Genomic DNA, 13,873 nt, shown 5'->3' on the forward strand with positions numbered 1-13,873 from the left:
TCAGCGCCGGACGGGAGCGGCCGCGAGCCATCGCCCGACGGCGGGGACGAACAGCGGAGCGGTACCCAGCAGAGCGAGGGCCGCGACGACGAACGGCGCATACGTCGTGGGCTGCTCCAGCGCATCGGAGGTCGCGATCCAGAACGCGATCGATCCCGCGGCCGCGACGATGCCGACCACGGTGAGCGTGGATCGTCCGGTGGGGCGTCGGCCGCGGATCTGCAGGATGCCGGCCAGTCCCACCAGGAGAACGACGGCGCCGACGGCAGCACCGGCGACGAGCGTGATGAGGACCGTCGAGTCGATGTCCTCCGCCGAGGTGCCGGGGGCGTCGGCCGAGAGGACGTCGGCGAGGCGCGACCGTAGTCCCTGGTGGTCGAGTCCCAGCAGCGCGCCGGTGGCCGCCAGGACGACGAGGCACAGACTCCACAGGATCACGGCGGCATCGACGGCGCGTGGGCGCTCGTCGGGAACCGGCTCCCGCATGGGCGTCACGTGCACCGACGGGCGGGGCGGCTTCGGGGGTTGCGAGCCTTCGACACTGTCCGACGCGTTCATGGCTTCAGGCTAGAGGGTCTGTTTCCGCCGGACCCTGTTGTGGTCCGGCCCCGTCCGCTCGGGCTCGGAAAGTGATCGAGCACGAAGTCCGCGGTCGGGGTCACACGGCCGTCTCGGAAGTGGGCCTCATCACTTACGGTCAGGGCGGTAGTGGGCCCGCCAGGGCCCCGTTGTCGATGGGATGAATGTGCGGAAACTGCGGTCTGCCGGCGTCGGTCTGGTGATGTGTCTCGGTCTGTTCGGCGCGGTGGTGCCCACGGCGACCGCCGAACCCCCCGGCCCGGCGTCGAGCTTCTACACGCCCCCCTCACCGCTTCCCGCCGGGAACGACGGTGACCTCATCCGTACCGGGCCGTCGAATCTCGCTCTGTCGCTTCCCTTGCCGCAGGGACCGATCCCCGGCACCGCGACGCGCCTGATGTACCGGTCGCAGGACGCCAACGACGCGCCGGTGGCCGTCACCGGGACGTACATCGACCCGTCGGCCGAGTGGACCGGCCCCGGTCCGCGCCCGCTCGTGGTGATCGCCCCCGGCACCCACGGCCAGGGCGACCAGTGCGCGCCGTCGCACCAGTTGAACAACGTCCTCACCTACACCCCCGTGCTCGGACTCATGGTCGAGTACGAGCTGCTCTCCACCTACGCGTTGCTGGCCCGCGGCTACGGCGTCGTCATCACCGACTACGACGGGCTGGGCACGCCGGGCGCGCACACCTACGTCAACCGCGCCGCCGAAGCGCACGCGGTGCTCGACGCGGCGCGCGCCGCGCAGCAACTCGGCAACACCAAGGTCGGACCCGAATCCCCGGTCGGCCTCTGGGGTTACTCCCAGGGCGGCGGCGCCGTGGCAGCAGCCGTGGAGCTCGCTCCCGAGTACGCACCGGAGCTGGACATCAAGGGCACCTACGCCGGTGCCCCCGTCGCCGATCTGGCAGCGACGCTGGCCCAGGTCGACGGCACCATCCTCACCGGTGTCATCGGCTACACCCTGAACGGTCTGCGCCGGTCCAACCCCGAGTTGGGCCCGATCATCGACGCGTCGACCAACCCGGCCGGCAAGGCTGCGCTGGCGGCACTCGAGAATCAGTGCGTCGTGGAAAGTGCACTCACCGTGGGCTTCCACCGCACCAACGAGTGGATCACCACCGGCGAGTCGCTGTCGGACTACCTGAAGCGGATTCCCGAGGCGCAGACGGTTCTCGCCGAGAACAAGATCGGTAACCGCACACCCACCACGCCGGTCTACATCGACACCGGCACGGGCGACGACATCGTGCCGCACGGCCAGGCCGTCGATCTCGCCGCAACCTGGTGCGGGAAGGGCTCGAACGTCCAGCTGAACACGCAGCAGTTGCCGTTCTTCCTCCCCGGGCTCGCGCTCGGCCACGTCCTGCCCGACTTCATCGGACTCGGCGCCGGCACCAACTGGCTCGACGCCCGGTTCCGCGACGTCCCCACAGCGGGCAACTGCGCCTGACCCGTCACCGCCGAAGCGCCTCGATCACAGTCGATCGAGGCGCTTCGTCGCGTTCCGGACCCTCGAGGTCGACGCGTCCTTCTCCGACGCCGCCTCGGAACGCGCGTCCTGCGTCGCCTCCAGGTCCTCGCGTGCCTTCTCGAGTTGCTCGGTGAGGGCGTCGACCGACTCCTGCAGCTCGTCGACGCGATGGTCGGCGTGCTCCAGCGCCTCGGTCGCATCCTGCAGCGCAGCCTCGGCGTCGTCGAGTTCGGCCTGTGCGCGGGCTCGCTGCTCTTGCTTCTCCCGTTCGGCCGTGTCGTCGGGTGCGGGTTCCGGTTCTTTCGCGGGTTCGGGATCGACGGACACCAGCCCCATCGGGCCGAACCCGCTGTACTCGGTGGCCCCCAGCATCCGGCCGCGCCGCACCTCGTCGGCGATGTCCGCATCGGACAGCGCCGCATTCAGGCTCTGGGTCACCTCGCGCCCGACGTCCTCGCCGATCGGGTGACCGCGGTCTTCTGCGATCTTCGCGGCGCGGTTCGCCAGTGCACGCACGGCGCGCTGCCGCTGCTTCGTCAGCGTGCGGAGGGTGGCGCCCGACGGTCGACCGGCCGGCCTCCGGCCTTCCCGCAGATGTTGCTGCGCCTCACGAAGTGCTTCGCCGAGGTCGAGCAGGTCTGTGACGTCGTCCTCCGCGTCGCGCACCGTCACGTTCAGCACCCACCCGACGATCGTCGGTTTGCGCAGCGCACCGATCTGCTTGGCCAGGTCCTTGTCGCCGTCGGAACGCGCCTGCTTCTGCCGGTCCGTGCGCGCGGCGACGAAGTCGGACGGGTCCAGCCCGTACAGCTCGTCGGCCACCTCGTCGAACGTCATGCTGGTCGATTATGCCGCCACGCTGTGGCCATAGAGAGTATGAATGGCAAGTCCCGGAACTATCGATAGCGCGATGGGATGATGCTGCGGGCCCGGTGCGCTGAACCTTCCGTGGCCGCGAGAGACGGGGCCGCGGAAGGGACACACCGTCATGAGCACTCTGCAGAACACCCGCATCCTTCTCGTCGGCGGCTCGTCGGGCATCGCGCGGCGCATCGCCGAGGACGCGCTCGCCGCCGGCGCGGAAGTCGTCCTCGGCAGTCGACGCCCGGAGGCCCTGGCCGACAGGGTCGCCGAGCTCGGCTCGGGCGCATCGGCGGTGCACCTCGACCTCGACGACGAATCGTCCATCGCCGCCGCCGTCACCACGCTCGGACCTCTCGATCACGTCGTGTCGCTCGCGGCGAACCACGCCAACGGCCCGGTCGCAGACCTCGACCGCGCCGCCGTCGAGGGCGCGTTCGCTGCCAAGGTCGTCGGACCGATCCTGCTGGCCAAGCACTTCGCGCCCACGCTGCGGGACGGCGGCTCGTTCGTGTTCTTCTGCGGTGTCGCCGCATGGAAGCCGGCGCCGGGCCTCGCCGTCATGGCCACGACCAACGGTGCTGTCGCATTCCTCGCGGAAGCGTTGGCCGTCGAACTGGCACCGTTGCGGGTCAACGCCGTGTCGCCCGGCATCGTCGACTCGGGTGCGTGGGACGGCATGGGAGACGGGAAGCAGAAGATGTTCGACGCGACGGCTGCCTCCAATCCCGCACGGCGCGTGGGCCGCCCGGAGGACGTGTCGGCAGCGGTGCTGCTCGCCCTGACCAACACCTTCGTCACCGGAACCACCCTCCACGTCGACGGGGGTGGACGGCTGAGCTGAGCGCCTCAGGCGATCCGCACGCCCCTCGGCAAGGTGCGGGCCGGAACGCGGAGTCGGCGCGCGGCGACCGTGAGTCCGAGAGCTCCCAGGATGACATTGACGGCCAGCCCGAGGTACCAACTGTCGCCGACCTTTCCGGATTCGAACGCGACCTGCTCGTCGTAGAAGCTGCGGTTCGAGGCGCTCACGCGGTAGGTCGACACGGTGTCCGCGCAGGTCGGCTCCGTCAGGTACGGGCCCGTGCGCGCCGTCGAGAGCGTCTCGGCTATCGGGCGCGCCACGCTGGGATCGGGTGGCCGCTCGTCCGACGTCCAGACACGTACGCTCGGATTGTCATGTGCGGCCACCACATCCGGGAGAATGAGAAACGGGTTGGGCGCCAACAGCCACCAGATACGCTCGGTGTGCTCGTAGGAGCGCACCGTGGCCACGTCGCGACAGTCCGGAACGGTGTCGAACGAATCGTCCACGTACGTGTACTCGGCGCCCACCACCTCGTGGTCCTCCGCCGTGGTCGAGTAGAGCAGGCCGAACAGTGCCGGGAGGCCCAACACCAGGAAGAACACGGTGGCCTGCGTCAATACGGCCGAACCTGCCGGCCGAGCGGTCAGGGCGGAGTACCCCAGCCCGATCCCGCAGTAGCACAGGAAGATCAGGCAGAGAACGATCACGCCCAGCACCGAGGTGCCGATGCCGTAGGGCGCGGCGACGATGCCCCATACCAGGTACGGCGACGCCACGGCGACGAGGGCAAGGCAGGACACCCACGACCCGAGAAGTTTGCCGACGGCCAACTGCCAGTGGCTGATCGGCGTCGCCTGCACCACGGCGAGCGTCGCGTCCTTGCGGTCACCGTTGATCGACGTCGCCGTGAGGGTGGGGGCGAGGACCACGCCGAGGAACAGCTCGACTCCCAGCACGACCGCGTAGAGATTGCGCGCCCAGCCGTCGTAGTTCGCATCGGCTTCGTCGACGGACAGTGCCAGATACATCGATCCGAACACGGCCAGCGAGATCACCGTGAAGGTCACCGCCAGGGTGACGCGCCACCGCGTGGTGCGCAGTCGCTGCCGGAGTTCGAGGCCGATGAGTACGCCGACCACCGACCACCAGCTGCTCATCCGTGCCGCCACGTCAGGTCCTGTCCGCGTCGAGTGCGAGGTAGGTGTCCTCGAGCTGCGAGTCCACCCGGGCGAACTCGGCGACGAGCACTCCCGAGTCGACGACCGTGCGCAGGTGTCGCGCCGCGGCCTCCTCGTCGGGGAAGTGCAGGATGTCGGCCGACGATGCAGGCCGGCCCACCGCGCGTAGTCGCCAGGATCGTTCGGTGGCGGGTGCCGACTCTCGCGTGCGCCCGTCCGTCATCACGAGCACGTCGTCCACCATCTCCGACAGTTCGGTGAGGATGTGGCTCGACACCAGCACTGCGCATCCGTTGTCGGCGAGCCGGCGGACCTCGTCGCGCAGTTCGATTCGCGAGCGCGGGTCCATGCCGGACGCCGGCTCGTCGAGCAGCAGGATGCGCGGTCGGTGGACCAGAGCGCGGGCGAACCCGAGCCGCTGTTTCTGGCCGCGGGACAACTCGTGCGCGGGTCGGTCGGCGCGATCGTCGAGGTGGACCTGCTGCAGCAGTTCGGCGGCGCGGGCCCGGGCGTCCTTCGACGACAGCCCGTGCAGCCGTCCGAACGTCGACAGGATCTCGGACGCGGTCAGGCTGTCCCAGGTGCCGAACACATCCGGCATCCACCCCACGGCCTGCCGGAGTGCGACCGTCTCGACCGGAGACCCGTCCAGCTCGAGGGTCCCGGAGTCGGGAGCCAGCAGCCCTGCGAGCATCAGCAGCAGCGTCGTCTTGCCGGCGCCATTGGGCCCGACAAGGCCGGTGACCGCGCCGGGAGCGAGCGTCACGTCGGCGTGGGCGACGGCAGTGTGTCCGCCGAAGGTTCGGGTGAGGCCGCGTGCCGTCAGGGTCGTGCCGGGAACCGGTGACATGCCGTGGACCCTAACCGTCGGACGCGCGTGTTCAGCCACACTCTCGCGTCGAATTCCGCGGATCTGCAGAAAGCCTCGCGATCGGGTGGGTTCACACGCGCCGACCATGCGTGAGTGCCCTCAACTCGCTGCCGGAGGCGGGATCCCGTCGATCCGGTCGACCTGTGGATGCTGAGGCACGGCCGAGTGCAGGTTTTGCCACATTTTCGCGTGGAATGCTGCCGATCCGCAGAAAGCCTCGCGATCGGGTGGGTCCAGACGCGCGGACCACAGCCGGCCGACCACTCCGGGAACAAACTCGCACACCCCTCCGTTGAGCCGTACGACTGCCATTGAGCGTGGGTCACTCAAGTACGACTTGACGGAGCGAGAATCCGACAGGCAGACTTGAGCGCAGTTCGCTCAGGCAGACGCTCGAACGATCACAGCAGCATCTATCAGGAGGTCTTCACATGGCTCGTGCGGTCGGAATCGACCTCGGGACCACCAACTCGGTCGTGTCCGTCCTGGAGGGCGGCGAACCGGTCGTGGTGGCCAACTCCGAGGGTGCACGCACCACCCCGTCCATCGTCGCGTTCGCCAAGAACGGAGAGGTTCTCGTCGGCCAGTCCGCGAAGAACCAGGCCGTCACGAACGTCGACCGGACCATTCGCTCCGTCAAGCGCCACATCGGCACTGACTGGACCGTCGGCATCGACGACAAGAAGTACACGTCGCAGGAGATCAGCGCGCGCACGCTCATGAAGCTCAAGCGTGACGCCGAGGCGTACCTGGGCGAAGAGATCACCGACGCGGTCATCACGGTGCCCGCGTACTTCGAGGACGCACAGCGTCAGGCCACGAAGGAAGCCGGCCAGATCGCCGGCCTCAACGTCCTGCGCATCGTCAACGAGCCCACCGCCGCCGCTCTGGCGTACGGCCTGGACAAGGGCGAGAAGGAACAGACCATTCTCGTGTTCGACCTCGGTGGCGGCACGTTCGACGTGTCCCTGCTCGAGATCGGCGACGGTGTCGTCGAGGTCCGCGCCACGTCCGGCGACAACCACCTCGGTGGCGACGACTGGGACGAGCGCATCGTCACCTGGCTCGTCGACAAGTTCAAGGCTCAGAACGGCATCGATCTGACCAAGGACAAGATGGCTCTCCAGCGCCTGCGTGAGGCTGCGGAGAAGGCCAAGATCGAGCTGTCCTCGAGCCAGAGCACGTCCATCAACCTGCCGTACATCACGGTGGACTCGGACAAGAACCCGCTCTTCCTCGACGAGCAGCTCAGCCGCTCCGAGTTCCAGAAGATCACCGCCGACCTGCTCGACCGCACCCGCGCGCCGTTCCAGGCCGTGGTCAAGGACTCGGGCATCGCGGTCAAGGACATCGACCACGTCGTGCTCGTCGGTGGCTCCACCCGTATGCCGGCAGTCTCCGAGCTGGTCAAGGAGCTCTCCGGTGGACGCGAGCCCAACAAGGGCGTCAACCCGGACGAGGTCGTGGCCGTCGGCGCCGCACTGCAGGCCGGTGTGCTCAAGGGTGAGGTCAAGGACGTTCTGCTCCTCGACGTCACGCCGCTGTCCCTCGGCATCGAGACCAAGGGTGGCGTGATGACCAAGCTCATCGAGCGCAACACCACCATCCCCACCAAGCGGTCCGAGACCTTCACCACGGCGGACGACAATCAGCCGTCGGTGCAGATCCAGGTCTTCCAGGGTGAGCGCGAGATCGCGTCGCACAACAAGCTTCTCGGCTCGTTCGAGCTGACGGAGCTGCCTCCCGCACCGCGCGGTGTGCCCCAGATCGAGGTCACGTTCGACATCGACGCCAACGGCATCGTGCACGTGACGGCGAAGGACAAGGGCACCGGCAAGGAGAACACGATCAAGATCCAGGAGGGCTCCGGCCTCTCCAAGGAGGAGATCGAGCGCATGGTCAAGGACGCCGAGGCTCACGCCGAGGAGGACAAGACCCGTCGCGAGGAGGCCGAGACCCGCAACCAGGCCGAGTCGCTCGTCTACCAGACGGAGAAGTTCGTCAAGGACAACGAGGACAAGGTTCCTGCGGAGACCAAGGAAAAGGTCGAGTCGGCCATCGCGGAGGCTCGCACTGCCTTGAACGGCACCGACATCGCCGCCATCAAGGCAGCGGTGGAGAAGCTGAGCACGGAGTCGCAGGCTCTGGGTCAGGCACTGTACGAGTCGGCAGCAGCCGACGGAGCAGGTGCCGACGGCGCAGCCCCGACCGACGGTAGCGACGATGTCGTCGACGCCGAGGTCGTGGACGAGCCGGTCGACACGGACAAGAAGTGAGTGCTGAGGACACCGGGAAGGTAGACGCACCCGACGTCGACCCCGCCGTGGAGGAGTCCCTCGCGGGCTCCGCCACGGCGCCCCAGCCCGGTGACGTGGAGGACGAAGCAGAGGTTCTCGAGGCAGAGATGTCCGAGGGTTCCGTGGATTCCGAGACTGCACCCGAGAAGGACGAGCTGTCCGAGCGGACGGCCGACCTGCAGCGCCTCAGCGCCGAGTTCGCCAACTACCGGCGACGCGTCGCTCGGGACAAGCAGGTGGACATCGACAACGCCAAGGCGTCGGTGTTGGCCGAGTTGCTGGGTGTGCTCGACGATCTCGATCGGGCGCGCAAGCACGGTGACCTCGAGACGGGGCCGCTGAAGTCGGTGGCGGACAAGCTCGAATCCGTCATCACCGCACAGGGTCTCGTCGCCTTCGGTGACGAGGGCGACGCGTTCGACCCTGCGCTGCACGAGGCCGTGCAGCACGAGGGCGACGGCAACGATCCTGTCGTCGGCAGCGTGTTCCGCAAGGGGTACAAGGTGCGTGATCGAGTTCTGCGCACCGCCATGGTCGCCGTCGTCGACGGTTCGGGCGCCGACGCGGCATCCGACCAGGCATAGTTCGACTACAACGAAGATGTGATGTGAGAGGAGGAGGCGACCGGTGAGCCAACGGGAGTGGATAGAGAAGGACTTCTACAAGGAGCTGGGCGTCTCCTCCTCCGCGTCGCAGGACGAGATCAAGAAGGCGTACCGCAAGCTCGCGCGCGACAACCATCCGGACTCCAATCCGGGGGACGCGAAAGCGGAGGAGCGCTTCAAGGCGGTCAGCGAGGCCAATGCGGTGCTCTCCGACCCCGCGAAGCGCAAGGAGTACGACGAGGCCCGATCACTGTTCGCCAGTGGTGGTTTCGGACGCGGCGGATTCTCGCCGGGCGGCGGAACCAACTTCGGCGGCGGGGGTACGGCCGGCGGGTTCGACGTCGGTGACCTCTTCGGAGGTGCCGGTGGCGGAGCCGATCTCGGTGATCTGTTCGGCGGGTTGTTCAACCGTGGCGCGGCCGGTGGTCGTACCCAGGCCGCGTCGTCACGTCCCCGGCGTGGGAGTGATCTCGCTGCCGAGGTGACACTCGACTTCCGTGACGCGGCGGTGGGAACGTCTGTCCCGCTGTCCATCACGAGCCCGTCGTCCTGCACCACCTGCCACGGGAGTGGCGCGAAGCCCGGCACGAGCCCGCGGGTCTGCCCGCGGTGCAACGGTGCCGGTGTGGTCAGCCGCAACCAGGGCGCGTTCGGCTTCAGCGAGCCGTGCGACGACTGCCGGGGCACCGGCTCGATCATCGACGATCCGTGCACCGACTGCCGCGGCACCGGGGTGCAGAACCGCACCCGGTCGGTGACGGTGCGGGTTCCTGCCGGTGTCAGTGACGGGCAACGTGTCCGAGTGGCCGGCCGAGGCGAGGCCGGTCTGCGCGGCGCTGCCGCCGGCGATCTGCTGGTGACGGTGCACGTGAAGAGCGACGCCGTGTTCGGCCGCACGGGTGACGATCTCACCCTCACGGTTCCCGTCGCGTACAGCGAACTGGTGCTCGGCACGACGTTGTCGGTGCCGACGCTCGACGGCCGAGTCGGTCTGAAGGTTCCGGCAGGCACGGTGGACGGCCGCACCTTCCGGGTGAAGGGTCGCGGCATTCCCAAGAAGTCGAAGATCGGTGACCTGTTGGTCACGGTGAAGGTGGCCGTGCCGTCCGAGTTGGACGACGCGGCACGTGATGCCCTCGAGGCCTACGCTGCGGCGGAGAAGGCGAGTGGTTTCGATCCCCGCTCCGGGTGGCCCGGAGCCTGACGGTTCTGATGCGAGAGGAGAGATGAGATGACTCGGACGCCCAGCGATCCGCAGGATGCGCGCGACGCAGGCGCGGACCCGGATGCCCGGATCTTCGTCATCTCCGTCGCCGCCGAGCTCGCCGGCATGCACGCCCAGACACTGCGCACCTACGACCGTCTCGGACTGGTGACGCCGTTCCGCACCACCGGCGGTGGGCGACGGTACTCTCCGCGCGACGTCGCGCTGCTTCGCGAGGTGCAGCGTCTCTCGCAGGACGAGGGCGTCAATCTGGCGGGTATCAAGCGCATCATCGAACTCACCAATCAGGTGGAGGCGCTGCAGGCCCGCGTCACCGAGATGGCGACCGAGCTGGCCAAGGTTCACGCCGGGTACCGACGCGATCTCGTTCCGGTGCAACGCAGTAACGCGCTCGTCGTGTGGACGCCGCGCAACCCGAAGCAGACCTGACCCTCACCCCGTGCGGATGTTCTCCGCCGGGGTTCCCGTCGTCACCAGGGCACGCGTCGTGAAGCTCGACATCGCCGGTGATCCGCACACCAGCACGCGCTGCGACAGGTACGGCCCGCGCCGCGCCACCACCTCGCCGACGCGGCCGACGAGGTACTCGTGAGGTGCGAAGCCGGAGTCGGGTGCCGTCTGCAGCCGCACGGCCTCGGCGGCATCGAAGAACTCGTCGCGGTACGGCGGGTCCACGGGCTCGTCCACCACCGGGATCACCGTGAGCCATGGCGCTGATCGCGCCATCAGGGACAGCATGTCGGCGGCATAGAGATCGCGGGGGTGCCTGCCTCCCACGTAGAGCCGCACCCGCGGAGGTCGTGGCCGACGTGCCAGGCCCAGCAGCAGTGCGCGCATCGGTGCGAGACCTGTTCCGCCCGCCACCATCACGACGTCGTCGTCGGTGTCGTCGACACGCAGGTCGCCCGCCGGGTCGTCGAGAGTCCAGACGTCGCCCTCCCGGGTCTCGCGGACGATGCTGCGACTGACCCAGCCTGCCGGTACCTCGCGAATGTGGAACTCGTACTTGCCGTCTCGCGACGGGGGTAGGGCGGGGGAGTACCGACGAGGCAGGTGCGGCGAGGTGGGCACCGTCACGGCGACGGACTGCCCCGCGGCGAACGGAACCAGCTCGCCGACGAGGCGGACGATCAGAAGATCACGGCGCAGCCGATGGCACTGCACCACTTGCGCTTCGACCACGGTCACCGGTCTTCGCGCATCACATCGTCGCCTGACCGATGTCCCGGTTGGAGATCATCTGGTTGGGCTCCTCGTCGCCGGTGCGTCCCAGCGCGGCGAGGAACGACCGCGCCCAGCGATCGACGTCGTGCGCGAGGACCTGCCGCCGCATCGCCCGGATGTGGCGTCGGCCCGATTCCGGCGTCTGCTCGATCGCGGCCATCATCGCGTCCTTGACGCTGTTCAGATCGTGCGGGTTGCACTGGTACGCCTGGCGCAGTTCGGCTGCGGCGCCGGTGAACTCGCTGAGCACGAGGGAACCACCCAGGTCGCTGCGGCACGCCACGTACTCCTTGGCGACGAGGTTCATGCCGTCGCGGATGGGCGTCACCAGCATGACGTCGGCAGCCACGTAGTAGGCGATGAGCTCCTCGCGCGGAATGGGGCGGTGCAGGTAGTGCACCACCGGATGCCCGACGCGGCTGAACTCGCCGTTGATGCGCCCGACCATGCCCTCGATCTCACCGCGCATCTGCTTGTAGCTCTCGACGCGCTCGCGGCTCGGTGTGGCCAGCTGGATCATCACGACGTCCTCGGGATCCACCCGGCCCTCGGTCAGCAGTTCCAGGAACGCCTCGAGACGGACGTCGATGCCCTTGGTGTAGTCGAGTCGGTCGACGCCCAGCATGATCGTCTTCGGATTGCCCAGCTCTTCGCGCATCTCTCGTGCACGATCGCGCACCGGCTTACGCCGCGACTTCTCGTCGAGATCGCCCGAGTCGATGGAGATGGGGAATGCGCCCACGCGCACGGACCGGAAACCCACCTGCACCACACCGAGTTTGGAGCGGACTCCGATGTTGCCGCGCGAGGTCGGCTGGCCGGCGAGACGCCGTGCGAGGTAGAGGAAGTTCTGCGCGCCACCGGGCAGATGGAAGCCGATGAGATCGGCGCCCAGCAGGCCCTCGACGATCTCGGTGCGCCACGGCATCTGCATGAACAGCTCGACGGGCGGGAACGGGATGTGCAGGAAGAAGCCGATCGTCAGATCGGGGCGCAGCATGCGCAGCATCTTCGGGACCAGCTGGAGTTGGTAGTCCTGGATCCACACGGTGGCGTTCTCGGCGGCCGCCTTGGACGTGGCCTCGGCGAAGCGTCGGTTCACCTCGACGTAGGCGTCCCACCAGCTCCGGTCGTAGACGGGCCGGACGATGACGTCGTGATAGAGCGGCCACAGGGTGGCGTTGGAGAAGCCCTCGTAGTAGTCGGCGACCTCCTGCTGCGAGAGCGGGACCGGGACCAGCTCGAGGCCGTCGTCCTCGAACGGATCGACGTCGACGTCGGGGACACCGGCCCATCCGACCCAGGCGCCGTTGTTGCTCCGCAGGATCGGCTCGAGCGCGGTGACGAGACCACCGGGGCTGCGCTTCCAGACTCGGGAACCGTCGGGCGCCGTGTCGAGGTCGACAGGCAACCTGTTGGCGACGACGACGAAGTCCGAACCTGATGCGGTCACTGCTGATCCTCTGTCTCGACGTCGGGGCGCGCGGTGAGGCCGGCAGCCTGCCGCGACGGTGTCAGCACGTGCTTACCCCACTCGCCGAACGCCAATCGGAGTGCGGGAGCGAGCGGCACTCAGGCGCGGACGGGCGGGTTGATCCCCAGCATGGACAGCAGCATGCGGCACTCGTCGGCGTCCGTCGCGTAGGCGGCGACGACGCGACGCGCCATGCGCGCGGTCTCGTCGGACAGGGTCTCGATCTCTTCGTCGGCGATGTCGGTATCGGCGGGCTCGGTGGCCATGCGGGTCTCCCTGGGGTCGAACGATGTGGTGGTGCAGCCCGGTGGGGCGCACTCGCGTACCTGAACTCTACGAGTTCGCGCTCGTTCCCGGCAAAACCGGACGCGCACCGTGACCGGTAGCGTCTGCCCCGAACAGCTGTCGTATCGGAAGAAGGACATCCGCCATGCCCATCGGCACCATCAACGGCATCCGCCTCAACTACACCGTGACGGGCAAGGGTCCGCTCGTCGTGATGGTCATGGGGACGGGCAGCCCCGGCCGGGTGTGGCAGCTGCATCAGGTGCCGGCGCTCACGGCCGCGGGATTCCGGGTGTGCACCTTCGACAACCGGGGCATCGCCCCGACCGACGAGTGCGCGGGCGGCATGACGATGGACGATCTGGTCGCGGACACCGCGGCGCTCATCGAGTACCTGCGGTCCGGCCCCGACGAGAAGGCAGCCGTCGTGGGCACGTCGATGGGTGCGCGCGTGGCGCAGGAACTGGCCTTGACCAGGCCCGACCTGGTGTCGCGAGCGATCTTCGCGGCCGGTCACGCCCGGCTCGACGAGTTCCAGAAGGTGCTCGGCGCCGGCGAGCGCGAGCTGGCGGACAGCTCGGCGGCGCTGCCGCCGAAGTACGCGGCCGCGGTGACGGCGGCCCTGAACCTCTCTCCCGCGTCGCTCGCCGACCCCGCGAAGGCACGGGACTGGCTCGACCTGTTCGAGTTCTCCGTGCAGCCGCTGACCCCGGGCCAGCGTGCCCAGCTCTCTCTGGACGAGTCGTTCGACCGCCGGTCCGCCTACCGCGACATCACGGTGCCGTGCCTGGCGATGGGCTTCGCCGACGACCGGATGATTCCCGCCTACCTCTCGCGTGAGGTGGCCGACCTGGTTCCGGGCGGTCGTTACGTCGAGATCGCCGACGCGGGGCACTACGGATACCTGGAGAAGCCCGACGAGGTCAATCAGGCGATTCTCACGTTCCTCCGCGAGTAACGCCGGGCGAGCGTTAGGTTAGCCTACGTTC

Annotated in this window: 14 protein-coding genes; 7 read left to right on the forward strand and 7 right to left on the reverse strand. The window is 68.4% G+C overall.

From position 1 onward, the window contains the following. Window positions 1-558, reverse strand: coding sequence for a hypothetical protein (locus tag QRN16_RS19885; protein WP_222633014.1), 558 nt, complete (start codon window positions 556-558; stop codon window positions 1-3). A 181-nt stretch (window positions 559-739) separates the two neighbouring features. Here QRN16_RS19885 and QRN16_RS19890 point away from each other — a divergent pair, with 181 nt between their 5' ends. Further along, on the forward strand, window positions 740-2,035 hold the full coding sequence (locus tag QRN16_RS19890) for a lipase family protein (RefSeq protein WP_231476455.1): 1,296 nt from the start codon (window positions 740-742) through the stop codon (window positions 2,033-2,035). Between the two features lie 24 nt (window positions 2,036-2,059). Here the strand turns inward: QRN16_RS19890 and QRN16_RS19895 are convergent, their stop codons facing one another. Beyond that, the gene (locus QRN16_RS19895; protein ID WP_285189362.1) at window positions 2,060-2,893 is read right to left on the reverse strand and encodes a hypothetical protein; all 834 of its coding nucleotides are present in this window, start codon (window positions 2,891-2,893) and stop codon (window positions 2,060-2,062) included. A 151-nt stretch (window positions 2,894-3,044) separates the two neighbouring features. Between QRN16_RS19895 and QRN16_RS19900 the strand changes: the two genes are divergently transcribed. Beyond that, window positions 3,045-3,761, forward strand: a complete 717-nt coding sequence (locus tag QRN16_RS19900) for an SDR family oxidoreductase (protein ID WP_285189364.1) — start codon at window positions 3,045-3,047, stop codon at window positions 3,759-3,761. A gap of 5 nt (window positions 3,762-3,766) precedes the next feature. Here QRN16_RS19900 and QRN16_RS19905 read toward each other — a convergent pair whose 3' ends face one another. Further along, complete coding sequence (locus QRN16_RS19905) at window positions 3,767-4,894, reverse strand: ABC transporter permease (protein WP_285189367.1); 1,128 nt, start codon at window positions 4,892-4,894, stop codon at window positions 3,767-3,769. A gap of 1 nt (window position 4,895) precedes the next feature. Further along, the gene (locus QRN16_RS19910) at window positions 4,896-5,753 is read right to left on the reverse strand and encodes an ABC transporter ATP-binding protein (protein WP_285189370.1); all 858 of its coding nucleotides are present in this window, start codon (window positions 5,751-5,753) and stop codon (window positions 4,896-4,898) included. A 452-nt stretch (window positions 5,754-6,205) separates the two neighbouring features. On the opposite strand from QRN16_RS19910, the gene dnaK reads away from it, so the two are divergent. The 4 genes from dnaK to QRN16_RS19930 are packed head-to-tail and all read left to right on the forward strand — an operon-like array spanning window position 6,206 to window position 10,330. Then, on the forward strand, window positions 6,206-8,050 hold the full coding sequence (gene dnaK, locus QRN16_RS19915) for a molecular chaperone DnaK (protein WP_027506927.1): 1,845 nt from the start codon (window positions 6,206-6,208) through the stop codon (window positions 8,048-8,050). Beyond that, window positions 8,047-8,655, forward strand: coding sequence for a nucleotide exchange factor GrpE (gene grpE, locus QRN16_RS19920; protein WP_051613622.1), 609 nt, complete (start codon window positions 8,047-8,049; stop codon window positions 8,653-8,655). The genes dnaK and grpE overlap by 4 nt, the downstream gene beginning before the upstream one ends. Window positions 8,656-8,698: 43 nt before the next feature. Beyond that, window positions 8,699-9,880, forward strand: a complete 1,182-nt coding sequence (dnaJ, locus tag QRN16_RS19925; RefSeq protein WP_027506926.1) for a molecular chaperone DnaJ — start codon at window positions 8,699-8,701, stop codon at window positions 9,878-9,880. Between the two features lie 27 nt (window positions 9,881-9,907). After that, window positions 9,908-10,330: a heat shock protein transcriptional repressor HspR gene (locus QRN16_RS19930; protein WP_027506925.1), complete on the forward strand. Its 423-nt coding sequence runs from the start codon at window positions 9,908-9,910 to the stop codon at window positions 10,328-10,330. Between the two features lie 3 nt (window positions 10,331-10,333). On the opposite strand, the gene QRN16_RS19935 is transcribed toward QRN16_RS19930, so the two are convergent. The 3 genes from QRN16_RS19935 to QRN16_RS19945 form a co-directional block, all read right to left on the reverse strand. Then, a complete protein-coding gene (locus QRN16_RS19935; protein WP_222633008.1) occupies window positions 10,334-11,089 on the reverse strand; it encodes an FAD-binding oxidoreductase in 756 nt (251 codons plus the stop codon). Window positions 11,090-11,102: 13 nt separating this feature from the next. Further along, a complete protein-coding gene (locus QRN16_RS19940) occupies window positions 11,103-12,578 on the reverse strand; it encodes an alpha,alpha-trehalose-phosphate synthase (UDP-forming) (protein WP_027506923.1) in 1,476 nt (491 codons plus the stop codon). A 119-nt stretch (window positions 12,579-12,697) separates the two neighbouring features. Continuing rightward, on the reverse strand, window positions 12,698-12,865 hold the full coding sequence (locus QRN16_RS19945) for a hypothetical protein (protein ID WP_285189379.1): 168 nt from the start codon (window positions 12,863-12,865) through the stop codon (window positions 12,698-12,700). A gap of 164 nt (window positions 12,866-13,029) precedes the next feature. Between QRN16_RS19945 and QRN16_RS19950 the strand changes: the two genes are divergently transcribed. Continuing rightward, a complete protein-coding gene (locus tag QRN16_RS19950) occupies window positions 13,030-13,842 on the forward strand; it encodes an alpha/beta fold hydrolase (protein WP_285189382.1) in 813 nt (270 codons plus the stop codon). The last annotated feature ends 31 nt before the right edge of the window (window positions 13,843-13,873 follow it).

Source organism: Rhodococcus sp. MEB041, assembly GCF_030208955.1.
In the GTDB taxonomy this organism is placed as follows: domain Bacteria; phylum Actinomycetota; class Actinomycetes; order Mycobacteriales; family Mycobacteriaceae; genus Rhodococcoides.

Coding starts and splice junctions, on each gene's coding strand:
- QRN16_RS19890 (WP_231476455.1), top strand. CDS start 740: ATGAATGTGCGGAAACTGCGGTCTGCCGGCGTCGGTCTGGTGATGTGT.
- dnaK (WP_027506927.1), top strand. CDS start 6,206: ATGGCTCGTGCGGTCGGAATCGACCTCGGGACCACCAACTCGGTCGTG.
- QRN16_RS19950 (WP_285189382.1), top strand. CDS start 13,030: ATGCCCATCGGCACCATCAACGGCATCCGCCTCAACTACACCGTGACG.
- QRN16_RS19895 (WP_285189362.1), bottom strand. CDS start 2,893: ATGACGTTCGACGAGGTGGCCGACGAGCTGTACGGGCTGGACCCGTCC.
- QRN16_RS19885 (WP_222633014.1), bottom strand. CDS start 558: ATGAACGCGTCGGACAGTGTCGAAGGCTCGCAACCCCCGAAGCCGCCC.
- QRN16_RS19900 (WP_285189364.1), top strand. CDS start 3,045: ATGAGCACTCTGCAGAACACCCGCATCCTTCTCGTCGGCGGCTCGTCG.
- QRN16_RS19945 (WP_285189379.1), bottom strand. CDS start 12,865: ATGGCCACCGAGCCCGCCGATACCGACATCGCCGACGAAGAGATCGAG.
- QRN16_RS19910 (WP_285189370.1), bottom strand. CDS start 5,753: ATGTCACCGGTTCCCGGCACGACCCTGACGGCACGCGGCCTCACCCGA.
- QRN16_RS19930 (WP_027506925.1), top strand. CDS start 9,908: ATGACTCGGACGCCCAGCGATCCGCAGGATGCGCGCGACGCAGGCGCG.